Raw genomic sequence first — 21,379 nt, 5'->3', positions numbered from 1 at the left:
TGAAATAATCGAGCTCCTCGTGGGCAATAGAATACGGCGTCCAATGGCGGGCGCCACAGGCAAAGCTGCCGCTCAGGTAACCACGCGATCCCAGATGTACGGACGCGAGAGACCTGGACGGCAGCTTTTTTGTTTTTGGACCCGAACCCGAGAATCGACGCGCCGATCCCAGGCGGCGCCAGGCGGAGACGACTATGACGACACGGATCGGAATTGCGACAACGCTCAAGGATTTCACGCGCCGCGATTTTATCGCCAGCAGCATGCTGACGGCGGTGCTGTTCACCGTGGCACTGCTGCTGTTTCCCCCAAGCACTATGACCGACGGCAAGCGCCCCGAAACGATCGCGCAGCGCCAGCTCTCGTCGCGCTGAGCGATGCCGCGCTTCCTCATCAACACAACTCGCGGTGCCTCCCACGCCGCAAACCGGAGCCGACCATGACCGCAAACCTCCCAGCCCCGCCCAGCCAGGACAGTGCTCCCCGGCAGGCGCTCGTCATGTCTACCATCGCCTTCACCGTCTGCTTCGCGGTGTGGACGATCTTTTCCATCATCGGCGTGCGCATCAAGCAGGAACTCGGCCTGAACGAGACCGAGTTCGGCCTGCTCGTCGGCACGCCGATCCTCACCGGCTCGCTCGTGCGTATCGTGCTCGGCGTATGGACCGACCGCTACGGCGGCCGTCTGGTCTACACCATGACCATGCTCGCTGCGGCGGTCGCGACCTTCCTGCTCGCCTTCGCGCATACCTATGAGCAGATGCTGATCGCGGCCCTCGGCGTTGGGCTTGCAGGTGGTTCCTTCGCCGTCGGCGTCGCCTATGTCTCGCGCTTCTTCCCCGCCGGCAGGCAGGGAACGGCTCTCGGCATCTTTGGCGTCGGCAATGTCGGCGCCGCGGTCACCAAATTCCTGGCGCCGTTCGTGCTGCTCTCCTGGGGCTGGCAGTCGGTGGCGCTGATCTGGGCGGCGGCGCTGGTCGTCATGGCGGCCGTGTTCTGGCTCACGACCGACGACGATCCGGTCATCCGCGAGCGTCGCGCCGGCAAGGCAGCACCCGCGAGAAGCTTCTGGCAGGAATTCGCTCCGCTGAAGAACCTGCAGGTCTGGCGCTTCGCCTTCTACTATTTCTTCTCCTTCGGCGCGTTCGTGGCGCTGTCGCTTTGGCTGCCGCGCTACCTGATCGGCGTCTACGGCTTCGGCATCGCCACCGCGGGCATGATCGGCGCCGCCTATTCGATCCCCGCAAGCATCTTCCGCGCCTATGGCGGCGTGCTTTCCGACCGCATCGGTGCCCGCACCGTGCTCTACTGGACCTTCAGCGTTTGTGCCGTGGCGACCCTCGTTCTGTCTCTCCCCTCGGCAGACTACGTCGTGCGCGGCATCAGCGGGCCGATCCCCTTCCATTTCGAGATCGGCCCGCTCGCCTTCATCGGCGTCGCCTTCGTACTCGGCTTCTTCATGAGCCTCGGCAAGGCCGCCGTCTACAAGCACATCCCGGTCTACTATCCGCAGAGCGTCGGCGCGGTCGGCGGCGTGGTGGGCATGATCGGCGGCCTCGGCGGCTTCGTCCTGCCGATCGCCTTCGGCGCGCTGAACGACCTCACCGGCGTCTGGTCGAGCTGCTTCATGCTGCTCTTCCTCATCGTGGTCTCGTGCCTCGTCTGGATGCACGTCACCATCCGCCGGATGGAGCGCGCGGCCGCCGTCAAGCCTGCGCCCCTTTCCTACGCCGCCGAATAGATCGGAGCAGACCGGACATGAGCGAAAAACTCGTCATCATCGGCAACGGCATGGCGCCCGGCAGGATGCTCGAGCACCTGCTGGAAGCCGCGCCCGACCGCCACAGCGTCACCATCTTCAACGCCGAGCCGCGCGTGAACTACGACCGCATCATGCTGTCGCCGGTGCTTTCGGGCGAGAAGGATTTCGAGGAAATCGTCATCCACGGCGACGGCTGGTACATCAAGCACGGCATCACCCTCTACAAGGGCCACCGGATCGTTGCCATCGACAGGGACGCGAAGACCGTCACCTCGGACCACGGCGTGACCGAGAGCTACGACAGGCTGGTCATCGCCACCGGCTCGGTGCCCTTCATCATTCCGGTGCCGGGCAAGGACCTGCCCGGCGTGCTCACCTATCGCGACCTCGACGACGTCAACGCCATGCTGCTTGCCGCGCAGGCGCGCGCCAAGGCGGTCGTCATCGGCGGCGGCCTGCTCGGGCTCGAAGCCGCTGCCGGGCTGAAGGAACGCGGCATGGACGTCACCGTACTGCACGTCATGCCGACGCTGATGGAGCGCCAGCTCGATCCCGCCGCCGGCTACCTGCTGCAAAAGGCCGTCGAGGCACGCGGCATCAAGGTCATGACCAAGGCCAACACCAAGGCCATCTTCGGCAATGGCAAGGTCGAGGGCGTCGAGCTCATGGACGGCACGATCATCCCGGCAACGCTGGTCGTGATGGCGGTCGGCATTCGCCCCAGCATCGCCCTGGCCAAGGACGCAGGGCTGGAAGTCAATCGCGGCATCGTCGTCGACGACCGCATGCAGACGTCCGATGCCGCGATCATGGCGCTCGGCGAATGCGCCGAGGTCGGCGGCCATGTCTACGGGCTGGTCGCGCCTCTCTACGAGATGGCGCGGGTGGCGGCGGCCAGGCTGGCGGATGGCGAGGACAAGCGCTTCGTCCACTCCGACACGCCGACCAAGCTCAAGGTCACCGGCATCGACCTTTATTCGCTGGGCGACTTTGCCGACGGCGACGACCGCGAGGAGATCATCCTGCGCGATGCATCCGCCGGCATCTACAAGCGCGTCGTGCTGCAGGACAACCGCATCATCGGCACGGTGCTGTTCGGCGAGACGGCCGACGGCGCCTGGTTCAACGACCTCAAGAAGAAGGCGACCGACATATCGGAGATGCGCGACACGCTGATCTTCGGACAGGCGTTGCAGGGAGGCGCTTCCTCGGACCCTTTGGCGGCCGTTGCGGCACTGGCGGATGATGCGGAAATCTGCGGCTGCAACGGCGTCTGCAAGGGAAAGATCACCGGCGCGATCACGGCCAAGGGCCTGACCGGCCTCGACGACGTGCGCGCCCACACCAAGGCTTCCGCTTCGTGCGGCTCGTGCACGGGCCTGGTCGAACAGCTCCTGAAGCTCACGCTGGGCGACGCTTACAATCCGGCGGCGGTGCAGCCGATGTGCGGCTGCACGTCACTCGGCCACGACGACGTGCGGCGCCTGATCAAGGCGAAGGGTCTGAAGACGATACCCGCCGTCATGCAGGAGCTCGAATGGAAGAGCTCCTGCGGCTGCGCAAAATGCCGGCCGGCGCTCAACTACTATCTGGTCTGCGACTGGCCTGACCAATATGCCGACGACTATCAGTCGCGCTTCATCAACGAGCGCGTGCACGCCAACATCCAGAAGGACGGCACCTATTCGGTCGTGCCGCGCATGTGGGGCGGCGTCACCAGCGCCGGCGAACTGCGCGCCATCGCCGACGTGGTCGACAAGTTCCGCATCCCGACCGTGAAGGTGACCGGCGGTCAGCGCATCGACATGCTGGGCATCCGCAAGGAGGACCTGCCGGCGGTGTGGGCCGATCTCGGCAAGGCCGGTTTCGTCTCCGGCCACGCCTATGCCAAGGGCCTGCGCACCGTGAAAACCTGCGTCGGCTCGGACTGGTGCCGTTTCGGCACGCAGGATTCGACCGGACTCGGCATCCGCATCGAAAAGTTCATGTGGGGCTCCTGGACACCGGCCAAGGTGAAGATGGCGGTGTCGGGATGCCCACGCAACTGCGCCGAAGCGACCTGCAAGGATGTCAGCGTGGTCTGCGTCGACTCCGGTTACGAGATCCATTTCGCCGGCGCCGCCGGCCTCGACATCAAGGGCACCGAAGTGCTCGGCCTGGTCAAGACCGAGGACGAGGCGCTGGAGGTGATCGTGGCGCTCGTCCAGATGTATCGCGAGCAGGCCCGCTATCTGGAGCGCATCTACAAATGGGCCAAGCGGATCGGCACCGCCGAGGTCAAAAAACAGATCCTCGACGACGCCGAGAAGCGCCGCGCCTATTTCGAGCGCTTCGTCTTCAGCCAGAAATTCGCGCAGGTCGATCCGTGGTCCGAGCGCGTCTCCGGCAAGGACAAGCACGAGTTCCGGCCGCTTGCCACCGTCGGCTTCGCGGAGGCGGCGGAATGATGGATAGGTTTGCATCCGGCGGGACAGAGGGGGGCGCCTTTGGCGCACTCATATCAAGCAAAGGCGGCCCAATGACCTGGACATCGATCGGCTCCCTTTCCGACATCCCTCGCCGCGGCGCGCGCTGCGTGGCCACCCCGCAAGGCAAGATCGCCGTTTTCCGCACCGCGGATGACCAGGTCTTTGCCATGGACGACCATTGCCCGCACAAGGGCGGCCCGCTGAGCCAGGGCATCGTCCACGGAGCGTCCGTGACCTGTCCGCTGCACAACTGGGTGATCTCGCTGGAGACCGGCAAGGCGCTCGGCGCCGACGAAGGCTCTGTCCGAACGATCCCGGTCAGGGTCGAGGGCGAACGGCTCTTCATCGCGCTCGAAGCGCTGGCCTCGAAAGCGGCCTGAGGCATGGAAGAAGCACGCGAGGTGAGGACCACCTGCCCCTATTGCGGGGTGGGATGCGGCGTGCTGGCCGAGATCGCCGCGGACGGCAAGACGACCGTCCGCGGCGATCCCGAGCACCCGGCCAATTTCGGCCGCCTCTGCTCGAAGGGGTCGGCCCTTGCCGAGACGCTCGGCCTCGAAGGCCGTCTGCTTCAGCCGGAAATCCGTGGCAGGCAGGTTGGCTGGGACGAAGCGCTCGATCTCGTTGCCGCGAAATTCTCGCAGGCGATTGCCGAGCACGGGCCGGACTCGGTCGCCTTCTACGTCTCCGGCCAGTTGCTCACCGAGGACTATTACGTCGCCAACAAGCTGATGAAGGGTTTCATCGGCTCAGCCAACATCGACACCAATTCGCGGCTCTGCATGGCGTCGTCCGTCGCCGGCCATCGCCGCGCTTTCGGCGAGGACGTCGTTCCCGGAGTCTATGAGGATTTCGAGTGCGCCGATCTCATCGTGCTCACCGGCTCCAACACCGCATGGTGCCATCCCGTGCTCTACCAGCGCATGCTCGCAGCACGCAGGGAGCGCGGGACCAGGATCGTCGTCATCGATCCTCGGCGCACCGCCACGGCCGACGAGTGCGACCTGCATCTGGCGCTCGATCCTGGCACGGACGTGCTTCTGTTCAATGGGCTGCTCGCGCATCTCGTCCAGACCGGAAGGATCGATGTCGATTTCATCCGCGACAACACCTCCGGCTTCGACGCTACGGCCGCTTTGGCCGGCGCCGACGCGCCGTCGATCGCGCGCGTCGCGAAAGGCTGCGGGCTGGCCGTCGCCGACGTCCAGGCTTTCTATGAACTCTTTGCCGGCACCGAGCGGACCGTCACCGTCTACAGCCAGGGCGTCAACCAGTCGGCGCATGGAACCGACAAGGTCAACGCCGTCATCAACTGCCATCTCGCCGCCGGCCGCATCGGCAAGCCGGGCACGGGACCGTTCTCGGTCACCGGCCAGCCGAACGCGATGGGCGGCCGCGAGGTGGGAGGCCTGGCCAACCAGCTCGCCGCGCATATGGACTTCGCCGATGAGGCCAACATCGACCGGGTCTCCCGCTTCTGGAACGCGCCCAAGGTTGCGCGGCGCGGCGGCCTGAAGGCCGTGGACATGTTTCAGGCGGTCGCCGACGGTCGCATCAAGGCGCTGTGGGTGATGGGCACCAATCCGGCGGTCTCGATGCCGGACGCTTCGCGTGTGCGCGCTGCCCTGTCCAAATGCGATTTCGTCGCCGTCTCGGATGTGACCCGCACCGACACCACGCGCTATGCCGACGTGCTGCTGCCGGCCGCCGCCTGGGGCGAGAAGGACGGCACGGTCACCAATTCGGAACGGCGTCTCTCGCGCCAGCGGCCGTTCCTGCCGCCGCCCGGCGAGACAAGAACCGACTGGCGCATCATCTGCGAGGTCGCCACCCGCATGGGTTTTGGCGATGCTTTTGCCTATCGGACGCCGGCCGAAATCTTCCGCGAGCACGCCGCGCTCTCCGCTTTCGAGAACGACGGCGAGCGCCTGTTCGACCTCGGCGGTGCGGCTGATCTCAGCGAAGCGGACTACGCCGCCTTCGCGCCGCGCCACTGGCCCGTGCTGGACCGGAACGAGCAGCCGACAAGACTATTTGCCGACGGCCGCTTCGCCACACCCGACGGCCGCGCGCGCTTCGTCCCGGTGCGGCAAGAGGCGACGGCTTTCACGGTCGACGCCGCCTACCCGCTTGCCCTGAACACCGGCCGGCTGCGCGACCAGTGGCACACCATGACGCGCACCGGCAACGTGCCGCGCCTGATGGCGAACGCGCCGGAACCAGCGGTCGACCTCAACCCGGTGGACGCCGCCGCGCATCATCTGAAGGACGGCGACCTCGCGCATCTTTCGACGCGCTTCGGCTTCGTCCGCGCAAAAGTGCGCGTGTCCGACGCGCAGCGTCGCGGCCAGGCCTTCATGCCCATGCACTGGAGCGGTCATTTCGCGGCCAAGGCCGCCGCAGGCCTGTTGTCCTCGCCCGTCACCGACCCGCATTCCGGCCAGCCGGAGCTCAAGCATGTTCCGGTCCGGATCGTGCGCGAGAACACCGGCTGGGCCGGCGTGCTCATCACGCGGCGGGATCTCAGGCCAACCGGTTTCGTCCATTGGAGCCGGCGCGCAGTCGAGGGCGGCTGGGTCTACGAGCTGACCGGAACCGAGCCGCCGGACCAAGGCATTCTCCTGGCGCGCAAGCTGCTCGCCGTTCAACGGCACGATCATCTGCTCGAATACACCGATCGCAGAGGGCTCGCCTATCGCGCCGCTGCCATCGACGAAGGTGGCACCATGGCCGAGGCCCTGTTGGTCGCCGCTCCCGACCAACTGCCGATGCGGGACTGGCTGGTGTCGCTCTTGGCCACCCGCCAGCCGCTATCGCCTGCCGATCGCCATGCGCTTTTGTCCGGACGCTCGCCCGCGCCCACGCCCGCCATCGGACGGGTCGTGTGCTCGTGCTTCCATGTCGGTATCAACCAGCTCGCCGCGGCCGTCGCTTCGGGATGCGACAGTCTGGAGGCGATCGGCTCGACGCTGCGCGCCGGCACCAACTGCGGTTCCTGTCGCTCGGAGATAAGAGCGATCATCGATGCCCGCCAGGTTCAGGCGGCCGAGTGAAATCGCAGGGGCCGCTCAGATCACCGCTTCCTCGAGAAACGGCTCTGCGAGCCCAGGCATCCGGACGACAAACACGACAAGCCGGCTTAAGCCCTGCTTGGTACGCTTGCTGCTCCGGGTTCCCCCGATAGCGTACTGACGCCAACTCGGTTGCTTCGACCGGCCGCATGGCCGGGGTCCAAATTTATCGGAACGTCGCAGGTTCATTGGGCGTTGACCAAGTCTTCAGCAAGCGCACCAATTCTGGGAGAACCGCCATGAAAGTGCAGGAGTGCATGACCAAGGACGTACGAATTGCGACCGCAGAAGCAACTCTGCGTGATGTGGCCCAGGCTATGGCCGTCCTGGACGCCGGACTCATTCCGGTTGCCGACAACGATCGGCTGGTCGGCATGGTGACCGACCGGGATATCGCCGTTCGGGGGGTTGCCATGGGAATGGGGCCTGACTCTCCCGTGCGAGATGTCATGACGACCGATGTCAAATATTGCTTCGAGGACGAGGAAATCAGCGACGTGCTTCAGAACATGAGCGATATCCAGGTACGGCGCCTTCCCGTGCTCGACAGGGACAAACGACTGGTGGGCATTGTCTCGCTCGGCGATCTCGCCGGAAACGACGAAGCTGCTCATGCGGGAAAGGCGCTGGAAGGTATCTCTCAACCAGGCGGTCAGCACTCGCAAACTACGCATTGACACGTGGAAGTGCCCGCCGTCGAGGCTAAGACGTCCGTTCCTGACCCGACAAGACCGTCGGTGAAATATCTCGGCGATTGATTCTGCGAGCCTAGGCGCTTGGACGACAAGCCTGCACAACCTTTCTTGCCGGCAAGTCAGTTTTGGCTTGCCGGCCCGCCTTGCTGGGCGGCGGGCGGAGCGTCTCGCGAAAGGGCTTGGAGAAGTGCGAGGCGTTCTCGAAGCCGACTTCGATCGCGATCTCGACCATCGGGAAGCATTGCGTAAGAGGGGTTGGTTCAGCCCTGCGGGTGAACCTGCGGCAGCGCCTCGTCGAGCGATCGCTCGAACGCGTCGACCAGGGCATCGACCTGGGCCTCGGTGATGATCAGCGGCGGACAGAAGGCGATGGCGTCGCCCATGTTGCGCGAGATGACGCCATTCTGCTGCATGAAGCCGTTGACCAGCGCGCCGAGCGCGGCCGGCTTGCCCCACGCCGCCTTGCTCGCCTTGTCGGCGACCAGCTCGACGGCGGCGATCAGGCCTACGCCGCGCACTTCTCCCACCAGCGGATGCGAGACGAGCTTGCGCAGCCGCGCCTTCAAATGCGCGCCGACCTTGCGCGCGTTGCCGACGAGATCGCGCTCCTCGATCAACTTGATATTTTCCAGCGCCACCGCCGCCGCGACCGGATGCCCGCCGCCGGTGAAGCCGTGGCCGAACGTGCCGATGCGGTTGCTCTCGTCGGCGATCGGCTCGAACACACGATCGTTGATCAGCAGTGCCGAGATCGGCAGGTAGGAAGACGAGATCTGCTTCGACAGCACCATGATGTCCGGCTTGATGCCGAAGGTCTGCGAGCCGAACATCTGGCCGGTGCGGCCGAAGCCGCAGATCACCTCGTCGGCCACTAGCAGGATGCCGTATTTCGACAGCACCGTCTGGATCTTTTCCCAATAGCCGGCAGGCGGCACGACGACACCGCCGGCGCCCATGATCGGCTCGCCGATGAAGGCGGCGATGGTTTCCGGTCCCTCGGCGAGGATCAGTTTCTCGAGATCGTCGGCCAGCCGGCTGGAGAACTGCTCCTCGCTTTCGCCGGGCTCGGCATCGCGCCAATGATGCGGCGTCGACGTGTGCAGGATATTGGCGATCGGCAGGTCGAAGGAAAGATGATTGTTCGGCAGCCCGGTCAGGCTTGCGGACGCGATGGTGACGCCGTGATAGCCGCGCTTGCGGCTGATGATCTTCTTGCGCGCCGGCTGGCCGAGCGCGTTCGACCGGTACCAGATCATCTTGATCGCCGTGTCGTTGGCCTCGGAACCGGAATTGGTGAAATAGGCCTTGCTCATCGGCACCGGCGCCATCTGCACCAGCTTCTCCGCCAGGTCGATCAGTGGCGAATGCGCCTTCGAGCCGAAGTCGTGATAGAAGGGCAGCTTCGACATCTGCCGCGTGGCGGCCTCGACCAGCCGCTTTTCCGAGAAGCCGACGGCGACGCTCCAAAGGCCGGCCATCGCCTCGATGTAGCGGTTGCCGGCGATGTCCTCGACATAGACGCCGTCGCCCTTTTCGATGACCAGCGGACCCGTCTCCTGATGCTTGCGGGCATTGGTGTAGGCATGCATGTGGTAGCGGATGTCGCGGGCTTCAGGGGAATTCGGTCTGGCGTCCATGATGGCTCCTGTCGGCAGGCGGAAGCGAAAGACAGGACCCCTCCCCCTGTCGAGAAACTCCGGGAATCCGCCTCGCATCCGCAGCTTGATGCCTTATGGCGAGATGCGGCCGCAAGAGCCGCTGTGTCACAATCGATAGCGCCATGAGATTTCCAAGGCAGACGGAGACGGTATAGTCCCTGCAGGAGCAACGCGTACGCAACCGAAGAGATGCGACATGGAACAGGTCGACTGCATAGTGGCCGGGGCCGGCGTCATCGGCCTTGCGATCGCGCGCGGCCTGGCGGCGCAGGGCCTCGACACGCTGATCCTCGAAGCGGCGGATGCCATCGGCACCGAGACGAGCTCGCGCAATTCGGAAGTCATTCATGCCGGGATCCACTATCCGCAAGGATCGCTGAAGGGCCGGCTCTGCGTTGCCGGGCGCGACATGCTCTACCGCTACGCGATGGAACGCTCGATCCCGCACCGGCGTTGCGGAAAGCTGATCGTCGCGACCGACGAAGCGCAGGAGCCCGTGCTCGCCACGATCCGCGCCGGTGCGGCCGCTTGCGACGTCGCCGATCTGCGCTTTCTCTCCGTCGCCGAGGCGCAAGCGCTGGAGCCGGCGCTGCATTGCACGAAGGCGCTGCTTTCGCCCTCGACGGGCATCATCGACAGCCACGCCCTGATGCTGACGCTGCTCGGCGACGCCGAGGAAAACGGCGCGATGCTCTCGCTCAATACACGCATCGTTTCGGGCCGTATCGAGCCCGGCCAAATCGTGCTCCAGACGACCGACACGGCGACCGGCAACGGTTTCGAGATCGCCACGTCGCGTCTCGTCAACGCGGCCGGCCTGGGCGCGGTCGCGCTGGCCGGCGCGCTCGAAGGATTCGACCGGCGGTTCCTGCCCACGCTTCGCTACGCCAAGGGCAACTACTTTTCGGTGGCCGGCCGCTCGCCCTTCTCGCACCTCGTCTATCCGGTGCCCGAGCCTGGTGGGCTTGGCGTCCATCTGACGTTCGACCTTGCCGGCACGGCTAGGTTCGGACCGGACGTCGAATGGACGGAGGTGCTCGACTACCGGGTCGATCCGGCACGCGGCGAACGCTTCTACGCCGCGATTCGCAAATACTGGCCGGAACTGGCCGACGGCAGCCTGCAGCCGGCCTATAGCGGCATCCGGCCGAAGCTCTCCGGCCCAGGTGAAGCCAACAGCGACTTCGTCATCCAGGATGCCTCGATCCATGGCATTGCGGGGCTGGTCAATCTGTTCGGCATTGAAAGTCCCGGCCTGACTTCGAGCCTGGCGATCGCCGAGCATGTGACGCGCATCATTGTGCCGGCGAGAGAGCTGACCGAAGTCGCCGCCGTATCGTGAGCCGCATTGCGCCGGAAGCCGGCGCTGACCGATCGCGCCCTTCCGGATTTATCAGTCGCCTCTAACCTGGCTCGGCATCGGCGAGCTCCTCGGCGGCTTCATCGACGCCTTGAGCAGCCGCCCGTTCGAGCCAGATCCGAGCAGCGGGCAAGTCGTGTTCACCGGCGATGCCCTTGGAGAGATAGCGGCCTAGCATGAGCTGCGCATGTCCATGACCTCGTTCGGCGGCGGCTGCGAACCATTTCTGCGCCGCCTTGCGATCGAGAGACAGGCCCTGCCCGGTCTCGTAGAGCGCCCCGATCGCGAACATCGCCCCGGCATGGCCCGCAGCGGCAGCCTGTTTGAAGAGATGCGCCGAGGATGCAAACGAGCGTTCTCCGCCATGCCCGTTGTAAAGCATTTCGGCGAGAGCCACCTGCGCGTCCACCATGCCGGCATTGGCGGCCCGCTCGAACCAGATACGAGCCTCGCTCTGGTCGGCGGTCACGCCGCGGCCCTCCTGCAGCATGCGCCCATACATATACTGCGCCTCGGCCACGCCTTCGGCCGCGCGCCTCGTCCATTGCGCCGCCCGCTCCTGGTCCTTGCGCACTCCTACCCCCTCGGCGAAACAGAGCCCGAGATTGAAGGCCGCGACCAGGTCACCCGACGAAGCCGTCGCCCCAAACCACGCTGCGACGTTGATACCGTCGTCCGCTTCGCCTGCGCCTTCGAGGACAAGGTTCGCGAGATCGACTTGCGATTGGCGATTGCCGTCATTAGCGGCGGCGCGCAGCCAGCGCGTTCCTTCCTCGACGTCCCGGGCAACACCATTCCCCGACAGATAGAGCGACGCCAAAGCGCGGGCAGCCAGCTGATGGCCACTCTCCGCGGCCCGCCGATACCATGTCGCGGCTTCGGCATAGTCCGGCCGGGGGCCTTTCACATAGTGTTCGCCGAGGCGATGAGCCGCGTCGAGATTTCCGGCCAGTGCCGCGCGGCGCATCCACGCCTCGCCGGCGACCGGATCCTGACGCGACAGGCTGCCCTCGATCAGAGCGAGTCCCAGCCGAAACTGCGCCGAGGCAAAGCCCTTTTCCGCGGCAAGCCGGTAGAGTGCCTCAGCCGACTCCAGGTCGACGGGCACGCCCATTCCGTGCTCGGTGAGGACCGCAAGAAAATAGATCGCCGTCGGCAGGCCGGCATCCGCGGCGCGCCGCAGCTCCGCGGCGATCCTGACCCTCTGCTCCGGTTGCCTGCGTCGGGCGAGCGACAGGGCAAGGCCAAGGCATCCCTCCGGACAGCCGGCAGCCGCGGATTTCTCGTACCAGCCATGCGCGGCATCGAGATCGCGCATGGCCTTCGGGCCTTTGGTCAGGATGTAGCCGAGTATTGCCTGCCCGGTTGCGGAGCCGGCCTCCGCCGCTTTTCGGGCGAACCGCAACGCTGCCTCGAAATCAGGATCTTGCGAGAATTCCGATTTGAACAGGCTTTCCGAATTGGCGCCGCCTTCGCCGTCTTCGTGCCCTGCCAGTCCGGCCACGCAAAGCGCGGCGAAAAGCGCCTGCGCGTCGGCGCTTCCACGGTCGGCGGCCCGCCGCAGCCAGCGCGCGCCCTCCGATTGGCTCGGCGGCACGCCCAGGCCTTCAAGGTAGCAACGGGCGACACGGTACTCGGCCTCTGGAATGCCCGCACGTGCGGCGATCGCCATGAGCGGAAAGGCCTCGGCGGGCTTTCCATTTTCGGCAAGCTGCATCGCTCTGCGCAGCGCCAGCGCCGGGTGGATGCGTCCAGTCAGCCGATCCAGGATCGCCATGTCACGGCTCCCGCATCGCTTCCTGACCGATCGGCAGCATCGCGCCGAGAATATATTTGAGGACGGTGCGGCGACCTACCTTCACGTCCGCGGTGACCGGCATGCCGGGACTTACCGCGAAGTCGGCGGGCACGCCGTGGAGGGCGACGTCGTCGATGGAAATCTGCGTGCGATAGAACAAGTCGGCATCGGCGGGCAGCATCGCCAGCGAGCTGTTCGGGTCGCGCGCCTGCTCCCTGGCCGAGAAGGAATCCGGGCTGACCGTGCGGACCGTTCCGTGCGCCAGGCCATATTGCGAATAGGGGAAGGTATCGAACTTGATCGCCACGGGATCGCCGACATGGACGAAGCCGCTGCTGCGGCCGACAATGTTCGTCTCGATCTCGAGCACCGCGTCCGCCGGAACCAGCGTGATCAATCGCTCGCCGGACTGCAGGACCGAGCCGACGGAGACCTTGGCCACCGACTGGACGGTGGCGTCGGCTTCGCTCCTCAGCTCCACCAGTTGCTTGCGAAGCTTCGCCTTGTTGAGCAGCTCGCGGGCGTCGGACATCCGCGAATTGGCTTCCGACAGGCTCTGCGAGACGTCGGCGCGCCAGCTCTGAATGTAGCCGTCACGCTCTGCCGCAACTGCCGCCTGCTGGCGCTTGGCCGCCTCGGTCGTCTGCTCGGCATTGCTGAGCGAGCGCGACATTTCCGCCGAATTGTCCTCGGCGATAAGCGTGTTGAGGCGGCTTCCGACCTGTCTCTCTTCGAGTTGCTGGCGCATCTTTTCGATCGACGCCGCCACTGCCAGCCGCTGCCGGTAGCCGTCGGCATCGGACTGCGAGCGTGAGATGACGGAACTGAGCTCGTCTTTCTGACGGTCGAAGCTTTCCAGCTTGGCATCGTAGACAGCCTTGCGGCGATCGAAGATCGATGCCTGCAATGTCCAGCTCGGGTCCAGTCCGTCATAGTTGAAAGGCTTCCCGTCGGCTTCCGCCTTCAAGCGCGCCACCTCGGCTTCGAGCGTCGTGACCTGGGTAGCCAACGCAGTGAGGTCGGCCGAGGCAAAGGTGGCGTCGAGACGGGCGAGCACCTGCCCGGCCTTCACACGCTGTCCTTCGCGCACCTCGATCGAGCGCACGATCGCCGTCTCCAGTGGCTGAACGATGATGTTGGGCGTCTGCGAGACCACCAGGCCCCTCGTCGTGACGACCTGGTCGACCGGTATCAGGGCCGCAAGTGTGATTAACGCGACGACCATGCTCGTGATGATCCAGACGATGCCGCGCGCCACCCGCGGAATGGGCGCGTTGGCGACCGCCGTCGACGGCCACTGGAATTCGAGAATCGCGGGCGCGGTGGGATCGCTGACCTCTGTCCGACGCCGTCGGACAGGAAGGGTGGAATAGGTGGTGCTGCTCATGGCCGGCCGAGCTCAGACGGGACGAGGCGGTACAGCCGCCAGACGACCATGTCGGCCATCAAGATGCCGGTTCTGCTGGAACCAAAGCTGGCGGTAGACTGCGCACCGCTCCAGAAGGACGGAATGCGGCGCGACGTCGAGCACCTTGCCCTGGTCCATGACCAGGATGTGGTCGCATTCGGTGAGCGAGGCTAGCCGGTGTGAAACGATGATAACCGTGCGCCCGCTGGCGATGCGCATGAGATTGGCGCTGACCACCGCCTCGCTCTCGGGGTCGAGCGCGCTCGTCGCTTCGTCCAGGATCAGGACGGTCGGATCGTGGATGAGCGCGCGGGCGATCGCCAGCCGCTGCCTCTGGCCGCCCGACAGGTTGGGCGAGCCTTCCTCGATATAGGTGTCGTAACCGTTCGGCATGCGTTCGATGAACTCGGCAGCGCCGGCAAGCTGAGCGGCGCGCATGGCGTCGGAAAGCGTCAGGCCGGGACGTCCGGCGATGATATTGTCCCTGATCGAACCGCGGAAAAGGAAATTGTCCTGGAGCACCACGCCCAGTCCCTGGCGAAGGTGACGCAGGTTGATTTCCTTGAGGTCGACGCCGTCAAGCTTGAGGAAGCCGCTGTAGTCGCGATTGATCCCCTGCAGCAGGCGCGCGATCGTCGACTTTCCGGATCCGCTGCGCCCGACAATGCCGAACATCGTGCCTGCCGGAATCTCGAAGCTGACCCGGTCGAGCGCCGGCGTCTTGGTGCCGATATAGCTGAAGGTCAGGTCGCTGAAGCTGATTTCCCCGACGAGCTTTGGCCGCAAGCCCGCCGAATGAGAGCTGCTTTCCAACGGGCGGTTGAGGACCGATGCCGCCTCGCCGATCGCGGCCCCGACCTCCTCGTAATCTTCGACCAGCCGGGCCAGGCCGACCAGCGGCTGCGCGACGCGCTGTGCGATCATCATGAAGGCGAACAGGCTGCCGACCATGTAGCCCGAGCGGTCGTTCATGGCGAGATAGGCGCCGATCAGCATGGTGCCGAGGACCATGACGCGTTCGATAGGCGTGACGAGGGTTTGCGGCCAGTTGGCGAGCTGACCGAAGGCGAGACGCGCCTTGCCGGCATCCGCCACCCGTTCGTCCCACAGCGCGTTGCGTTGCGGTTCGAGGCCGAGCGCCTTCACCGTCTTGATGCCGACGACGGTTTCGCCGAGCGCCGCCGATTTCCAGGTCTCGGCATCGACCACTTGCTGGTATCTTCGGCGCAGCGGCACAAGGAAGGCGAAGATGATCGAGACGATCACGACCGCGCAGGCGAGCACCATCCAGGCGAGCGTGGCGTTGATGTAGAAAATGACCGGGATCAGCACGGCGAGCGTGATCAGATCCAGGAACGTGGTGAGAAGCTTTCCCGTCAGGAACTCGCGGATGCGATAGACCTGGGCGAGATGGTATAGGGTTTCGCCGGCCGGATGACGCTCGAAATAGTCCAGCGGCAGGCGCAGGAGCCGGCTGAAGACGTGCAGGTTCAGCTTGGTGTCCAGCCGCGCGCCGACGACGTTGACGATCAGTCGCCGCGCGTGACCGAGCAGCGTCTCGTAGACGAAGACGACGGCTATGATCGCACTCAGCAACGCCAGGGTCGAGATGCTGGAGAACTGCAGCACCTTGTTGACCACCGTCATGACGATAAGCGGGGGCAGGATGGTCAGGACGGAGAGCGTGAAGGAGGCGATGCCGATGTCGCGCAAGGGCCGGCTTTCGAGCCGCACGAGATCGACCAGCCAGCCGAACGTGAAGGGCGCGTCCGCTGCGATGTACGACCGCGCCGGCCGCAGCAGAACGGCCTCGCCCGACCACACCTGCAGCAGTCGCAGTTCGTCGATGGCTACGCCTTCCGCATCGTCCGGCGCATCGACGCTCTTCAGGTAAACGACATTGCGCTCGGCGCTGGCCCCGGTAAGAAGGCCTGCTCCGCCGTCGCTGAACAAAAGGACGACGGGCCCAGTCTGCTCGAAGCGCAGGAGATGTGACCAGCGGATGCGAACCGCGCGCGACCACATGCCGCCGCTCTGCGCCCATTGGGAAAGGTCGGCGGCGTTTGCAAACTTGCCCGCGCTCGCCGCCCTGAATTCGTTCGGGTCGAGTTCGAAACCGTGATAACGCGCGACCCGGATCATCGCCTTGAGGCGCGGCGCGACGTGCTCGAACCCGGCGGGACCGCCGGGAAACCGCCCCGCTCCGCTCTCGCTGCCAGCTTTGCCGACCGCGTCCGCTTCCGCGTCGGCGCGGGTCGGGATCGGTTCGGCCACCGGGCTCAAATATGCGCTCACCCTGCACTCCCCCTGCGACCTACAAGCGAGGGCATGCTCCCGGCGCGCCGCGTCAGCCGGGGTTTCTGGCAAGCCTCATCATAGTCCGGAATTGACCGCGGGACGAGCCCATTGCCCGCGCCGGAATCACGAGCACGCGGGCCCTGCGTTTCCGCAAGGCCCGCGCGCGCTGTTTTCGACCAACACTCACTCATTCGGCTTGAGAATATCCTTCAGAGCCTTCTTCAGCGTGTCGTCGGTCTGGGCATAGCCGGCACCCTGCTTGCCCTTGTCCGAAGTCAGGTCGGAGGTGGCGCCGGACGGCTTGTTCTGGCTCTGGCCGAAGCCCTTGACCGTGTTGAGGACGTTCAAGAGATCGGTCGTCACCGCACCGACAGCCTGGCTGACGAGCTGCTTGAACGAGCCCTTGCCGCCACCGGTGTCGCTGCCGGCGGACTGCAGGAACTTCTTGGTGTCCGTCAGCCCCAGCGTGTTGGCCGTGATGCTGGCCTTGCCGCCATTGCCCGGCGAGCCGTCATTGTCGGTGCCGTCATTAGGATGACCCTTGCCCGGGTTGCTGCTGTCGCTTCCGTCAGGATCATTGCCGCCACCATTGTTGCCATGCTCGCGATCACCCGTTCCGCCGCCTGCGCCGGTCGCTCCGGTTGGGCCGGTGGCTCCGGTCGAGCCGGTAGCTCCCGTCGAACCGGTCGAGCCCGTGGCTCCAGTGGAACCAGTCGCGCCGGTTGCACCCGTGGCTCCGGTCTCACCGGTCGCACCCGTGGCTCCGGTAGCGCCCGTCGCGCCAGTAGTTCCGGTCGCTCCCGTTGCACCCGTGGCTCCGGTTTCGCCGGTTGCACCCGTGGCTCCAGTCGCTCCGGTCGCACCTGTGGCACCAGTTTCACCTGTAGCGCCGGTGGCTCCAGTAGCGCCGGTTGCACCCGTGGCTCCGGTCGCGCCGGTCGCTCCAGTAGCTCCAGTCGCGCCAGTCGCTCCAGTCGCTCCGGTCGCACCCATGGCTCCAGTCGCTCCGGTTGCACCCGTGGCTCCGGTCGCGCCAGTGGCTCCAGTCGCGCCGGTCGCGCCAGTAGCACCCGTGGCGCCGGTTTCGCCGGTCGCCCCCGTGGCACCAGTCGCGCCGGTCGCTCCGGTTGCACCTGTGGCTCCGGTCGCTCCCGTTGCGCCTGTGGCACCGGTCGCACCTGTGGCTCCGGTTTCGCCGGTCGCACCCGTGGCACCAGTCGCGCCAGTGGCTCCAGTCGCGCCCGTTGCTCCGGTTGCACCCGTGGCTCCGGTAGCACCCGTAGCGCCAGTTGCTCCGGTGGCACCAGTCGCGCCGGTCGCGCCGGTCGCACCCGTGGCTCCGGTTTCGCCGGTCGCCCCCGTGGCACCAGTCGCGCCAGTGGCTCCAGTCGCGCCCGTTGCTCCGGTTGCACCCGTGGCTCCGGTAGCACCCGTAGCGCCAGTTGCTCCGGTGGCACCAGTCGCGCCAGTCGCACCTGTGGCTCCGGTTTCGCCGGTCGCACCCGTGGCACCAGTAGCTCCAGTCGCGCCTGTGGCTCCAGTCGCGCCTGTGGCTCCGGTCGCGCCAGTAGCTCCAGTCGCACCCGTGGCTCCGGTTTCGCCGGTCGCACCCGTAGCTCCAGTCGCGCCTGTGGCTCCGGTTGCACCTGTGGCTCCAGTCGCGCCGGTCGCTCCAGTAGCTCCAGTCGCGCCGGTCGCACCCGTGGCACCAGTCGCTCCGGTCGCGCCCGTCGCTCCAGTCTCACCGGTCGCGCCAGTCGCGCCGGTCGCTCCGGTTGCACCTGTGGCACCAGTTGCTCCGGTGGCACCAGTCGCGCCGGTCGCTCCAGTAGCTCCAGTCGCGCCGGTCGCACCCGTGGCTCCGGTTTCGCCGGTCGCACCCGTGGCACCAGTTGCTCCGGTCGCGCCCGTCGCTCCGGTCTCACCGGTCGCGCCAGTCGCGCCGGTCGCTCCGGTTGCACCTGTGGCTCCGGTTTCGCCGGTCGCACCTGTGGCACCAGTCGCTCCGGTGGCACCAGTCGCGCCGGTCGCTCCAGTCGCACCTGTGGCTCCGGTCTCACCGGTCGCACCTGTGGCACCAGTCGCTCCGGTCGCACCTGTGGCACCCGTGGCTCCAGTCTCACCAGTCGCACCTGTCGCTCCGGTTGCACCCGTGGCTCCGGTCGCACCGGTATCGCCAGTCGCACCTGTGGCTCCCGTTGCACCGGTCGCACCTGTGGCTCCGGTCGCGCCGGTCGCACCTGTGGCACCAGTCGCTCCGGTTGCGCCGGTCGCACCTGTCGCTCCGGTTGCACCCGTGGCTCCGGTCGCACCAGTATCGCCAGTCGCACCTGTGGCGCCCGTTGCACCGGTCGCACCTGTGGCGCCAGTATCGCCGGTCGCGCCTGTTGCACCCGTGTCACCAGTCGCACCTGTGGCGCCGGTCGCGCCTGTTGCACCGGTGTCGCCGGTCGCACCTGTGGCGCCGGTGTCGCCAGTCGCACCTGTAGCGCCGGTATCACCCGTAGCACCTGTGGCGCCCGTATCGCCGGTCGCACCGGTTGCACCCGTGGCTCCGGTCGCACCAGTATCGCCAGTCGCACCTGTGGCGCCCGTTGCACCGGTCGCACCTGTGGCGCCAGTATCGCCGGTCGCGCCTGTTGCACCGGTGTCGCCGGTCGCACCTGTGGCGCCGGTGTCGCCAGTCGCACCGGTATCACCCGTGGCACCTGTCGCACCCGTATCACCTGTCGCGCCAGTCGCACCGGTATCGCCTGTCGCGCCAGTCGCACCGGTGGCCCCGGTCGCGCCTGTGGCGCCGGTAGCACCCGCCGGGCCTGTTGCGCCCACGGCACCAGAGCTCGCGAGAGTTAAAAGGCCATCATTAAAGTGATTGCCATCGTTGCCGGGAGCGCCGACGTTATTGATGGTCGTGGTGGTGAAATCATAACCCGGTTGGTCGCCCGGAGTGGCGGGGTCGACGTCGGCGACAGGCGTAAGCGTACCGTATTGGCGGAATCCTGAATCATAGATAAGATATGTATGAGAGATATCCGGGACTGTTATTGTTACTGCAAAATTTGGAGCCACGCTATTGGCTGAAGAATTAAGAACAAAGCTACCAACGACAGTATCATCGGCCGTTGTTAGCGTATTGTTTGTATCGATAAGATAGTATGTATTAATACTTTTGCTACTACCTGAATCCGTAAAACCAGAAAGCGTCAGGTTACCTGCGTCAAGTATCCCCGCGTAATTCGCTACGCCAGCTAAAGTGATTGGCGGCAAAGGCGAAGAGGGCGCGTATTTCGGCAGTTCCCAAGAGCCGCCCAGGGCGGCCGCGCCAACCAGCGACGTCGAGGCACGGACGTCCGCGCCTACCGCCTCTTCCAATGCCGCAACGAAAATCTCGCCAGCGCTTCCCAACGCCGTTTCGCAGCTCCACAGCCGAAGCTCGCCATGCACTGCGAGCGCCCTGCCGATTGCAACGAAATCATCGGCCTGTTCCTTCAATGAGGCGGCCGTCCAGTCTCCTCCAGCCAGCTTCACGCGCCCTGGCGCTCCATGCGCCATGATGTGGACGGCGTCGAGTTCCTCCTGTCCTTCGAGGGCGGCGGCGATCTGTTGCGCGGCCGGTCGGCGGCCATCGAGCGCGACAGCCCGCACTTCGGGCCTCAAATTGCCGAGAACGGTCTGGATGTCGGAAATTGAAGAATCCACAAAGAGAATTTCAGAGGCACGGGCCATGACTGGCTCCTGTTGGCGTCAAATTCAATTCAGGGGGAAACCGCCCGCTGTTTTGGCGGGCGAGCGACAGGCAATGGATCGGACGGGATCACCTTCCGGATGCCCCGACGGCTCCGTCGGGTCTTTGAACAGTGGGGATCTCTACCCGCAGGAAGCTGGCAACCTGGAAGTTCCCGCCATCGTCAAACGTGCCGATCGCCAATGAACCGGCGCTGCTTGGGACTTTGACCGTGAGCGCGACAGCGAGGCTTCGCTTGACGGCCTTGGGGAGCATGACCTGGCCCACGATCGCGCTTTTTGCCGTATCCAGGATGAAATAGGTTGCGTTCTCGGTCGTGTCGCCGATGGGCAAGACGCCGCGAACCGTGACTTCCGTGACCGCAAAGCTTGCTGTGTAGCTCATCACATCCTCCTCGGTCGGCCTGCGCCGCTGTTTGTCCTGTCTCGTTCCTTGTGTTCAGTCGGTGCCCGGCGCTCGTAACCGGGCCGGGCGGGCCACGGTAACGGACGCCAAGGATTGTCGAATTCGGGAAAGGCCCCGTCGTTCACTGAGCGAAATCATCGCCGAGCGCCTGCCGATCGCTGGGCGACCGTTGCGGGCGGAAAGATTCGGAGGAGTCAGGCGCGGGGGCAAGGCCGCATCGGCGCGGCACCCGCAGGTGGGCGGCAACACTCGAACCACTGTCAACTCCATCACGCGTGTCGCGATCGCTCGGCGACGACCTGCGAGGGAACCCGGACTACTTGCGAGGGAACATCGATTGGGAATCGTCGGGCCTGGCTGACAGGCTGATGTTGAAACGACGGCACGCGCGCGTGCTGTCAAAGCCCCCTCGCAGGAGGTGGCTTTGTTCCCGGATACTCCACTAGCTTCGCAGACATCCGCAAACCCACGGCGTTCCCGCCCGGCCTGCGGCTACCCTCCCGTTGCATTAGATATTAGTAAATTCGAAATTTATAAACTTGTAAATGGGTTGGTTTACAACTTATGAACTATAAAGTTGTGACCGGGCCCCTGGCCGGGTCCGAACGGCGTTGAAAATCCGAGGCTTAGAGTCGGTCCGCCGTCGCGCGAAAAAATCGCGGCGGAGCTGAAGATTGTTCCGACGAGCAAGCCTGGCCGCGGCGAAAGATG

Annotated in this window: 13 protein-coding genes and 1 pseudogene; 7 read left to right on the top strand and 7 right to left on the bottom strand. The window is 65.5% G+C overall.

Annotated elements, in window-relative coordinates; all coding sequences use genetic code 11:
• Positions 1-194: 194 nt before the first annotated feature.
• The 6 genes from QAZ22_RS15565 to QAZ22_RS15540 all read left to right on the top strand — a co-directional run bounded on the left by QAZ22_RS15565 (position 195) and on the right by QAZ22_RS15540 (position 7,978).
• On the top strand, positions 195-374 hold the full coding sequence (locus tag QAZ22_RS15565) for a hypothetical protein (protein WP_278207667.1): 180 nt from the start codon (positions 195-197) through the stop codon (positions 372-374).
• A 65-nt stretch (positions 375-439) separates the two neighbouring features.
• Positions 440-1,741, top strand: a complete 1,302-nt coding sequence (locus tag QAZ22_RS15560) for a nitrate/nitrite transporter (RefSeq protein WP_278207666.1) — start codon at positions 440-442, stop codon at positions 1,739-1,741.
• Between the two features lie 17 nt (positions 1,742-1,758).
• Complete coding sequence (gene nirB / locus QAZ22_RS15555) at positions 1,759-4,209, top strand: nitrite reductase large subunit NirB (protein ID WP_278207664.1); 2,451 nt, start codon at positions 1,759-1,761, stop codon at positions 4,207-4,209.
• A gap of 71 nt (positions 4,210-4,280) precedes the next feature.
• Positions 4,281-4,610, top strand: coding sequence for a nitrite reductase small subunit NirD (nirD, locus tag QAZ22_RS15550; RefSeq protein ID WP_278207663.1), 330 nt, complete (start codon positions 4,281-4,283; stop codon positions 4,608-4,610).
• Between the two features lie 3 nt (positions 4,611-4,613).
• Complete coding sequence (locus QAZ22_RS15545; protein ID WP_278207662.1) at positions 4,614-7,283, top strand: nitrate reductase; 2,670 nt, start codon at positions 4,614-4,616, stop codon at positions 7,281-7,283.
• Positions 7,284-7,540: 257 nt separating this feature from the next.
• Positions 7,541-7,978 (top strand): CBS domain-containing protein, encoded by a 438-nt coding sequence (locus QAZ22_RS15540; RefSeq protein ID WP_278207661.1) that lies wholly within the window; start codon positions 7,541-7,543, stop codon positions 7,976-7,978.
• A gap of 278 nt (positions 7,979-8,256) precedes the next feature.
• Here QAZ22_RS15540 and QAZ22_RS15535 read toward each other — a convergent pair whose 3' ends face one another.
• On the bottom strand, positions 8,257-9,633 hold the full coding sequence (locus QAZ22_RS15535; RefSeq protein ID WP_278207660.1) for an aspartate aminotransferase family protein: 1,377 nt from the start codon (positions 9,631-9,633) through the stop codon (positions 8,257-8,259).
• 217 nt (positions 9,634-9,850) lie between these two features.
• Here QAZ22_RS15535 and QAZ22_RS15530 point away from each other — a divergent pair, with 217 nt between their 5' ends.
• Positions 9,851-10,996, top strand: coding sequence for an NAD(P)/FAD-dependent oxidoreductase (locus QAZ22_RS15530; protein WP_278207658.1), 1,146 nt, complete (start codon positions 9,851-9,853; stop codon positions 10,994-10,996).
• Between the two features lie 61 nt (positions 10,997-11,057).
• Here QAZ22_RS15530 and QAZ22_RS15525 read toward each other — a convergent pair whose 3' ends face one another.
• From QAZ22_RS15525 to QAZ22_RS15500, 6 genes and pseudogenes are all read right to left on the bottom strand, one after another.
• On the bottom strand, positions 11,058-12,791 hold the full coding sequence (locus QAZ22_RS15525) for an SEL1-like repeat protein (RefSeq protein ID WP_278207656.1): 1,734 nt from the start codon (positions 12,789-12,791) through the stop codon (positions 11,058-11,060).
• Position 12,792: 1 nt separating this feature from the next.
• On the bottom strand, positions 12,793-14,199 hold the full coding sequence (locus tag QAZ22_RS15520) for an HlyD family type I secretion periplasmic adaptor subunit (protein WP_278207655.1): 1,407 nt from the start codon (positions 14,197-14,199) through the stop codon (positions 12,793-12,795).
• Positions 14,200-14,211: 12 nt separating this feature from the next.
• The gene (locus QAZ22_RS15515; protein WP_278207654.1) at positions 14,212-16,587 is read right to left on the bottom strand and encodes a peptidase domain-containing ABC transporter; all 2,376 of its coding nucleotides are present in this window, start codon (positions 16,585-16,587) and stop codon (positions 14,212-14,214) included.
• Positions 16,588-16,701: 114 nt separating this feature from the next.
• The gene (locus QAZ22_RS15510) at positions 16,702-17,511 is read right to left on the bottom strand and encodes a hypothetical protein (protein ID WP_278208019.1); all 810 of its coding nucleotides are present in this window, start codon (positions 17,509-17,511) and stop codon (positions 16,702-16,704) included.
• A 2,289-nt stretch (positions 17,512-19,800) separates the two neighbouring features.
• Positions 19,801-20,244 (bottom strand): annotated as a pseudogene (locus QAZ22_RS15505) (DUF4347 domain-containing protein); the annotation flags it as partial.
• 88 nt (positions 20,245-20,332) lie between these two features.
• Positions 20,333-20,647, bottom strand: a complete 315-nt coding sequence (locus tag QAZ22_RS15500) for a hypothetical protein (protein WP_278207653.1) — start codon at positions 20,645-20,647, stop codon at positions 20,333-20,335.
• Between the last annotated feature and the right edge of the window lie 732 nt (positions 20,648-21,379).

The sequence above is a fragment of the Mesorhizobium sp. WSM4906 genome (genome assembly GCF_029674625.1).
GTDB lineage: Bacteria > Pseudomonadota > Alphaproteobacteria > Rhizobiales > Rhizobiaceae > Mesorhizobium.
Note: the sequence above shows the minus strand (reverse complement) of the source record. Positions and strands in the feature narration are given on the sequence as shown.